Source organism: Mesorhizobium sp. M00.F.Ca.ET.216.01.1.1 (assembly GCF_004010325.2).
Classification (GTDB): domain Bacteria; phylum Pseudomonadota; class Alphaproteobacteria; order Rhizobiales; family Rhizobiaceae; genus Mesorhizobium.
The window spans coordinates 1-415 of record NZ_SADR02000156.1 but is presented as its reverse complement, the minus strand read 5'-3'; the positions used below and the strand labels follow the sequence as shown (position 1 = coordinate 415).

Sequence of the window (415 nt, the reverse complement as noted above, 5' to 3'; positions counted from 1 at the left end):
GTCCGCTCGCTGCAGTTGGTCCAGGATCGCATTGCCGGCGGTGACCATGCCGCGCTGCCCATGCAGGCCAAGCTTCTCGAGCTGGCCGATGCCAGGCTGCGCGCCGCCGATGCCGAGGACTTCAAGGACCCCAAGAACTTTCGCGCGTTGCTCGTCTACGGCATGAGCGGCGGCAATCCCGTCACGGTCGCGGCAGCGGCTTCGCGTGCGACGGCCGACCCGCAGAGCCTCACCATCGCCAAGGGCATCGTTGCCTACCTGAACGGCCAACCCGCGGTGGCGATCGAAATCCTGAGGCCGATCGATCCGATGAGCGTCCCGAGCGACCTTGCTGCCTTCCTGGCCTTGGGCAAGGGTTCGCTGCTTGCGCCCGAACAGCCCACCGCGGCGCTTGCCCTGCTCGACGAGGCCCGCC

General features: G+C 68.2%; 1 pseudogene. It reads left to right on the top strand.

From position 1 onward, the window contains the following. Positions 1-415 (top strand): annotated as a pseudogene (locus EN859_RS35515) (chemotaxis protein MotC); the annotation flags it as partial.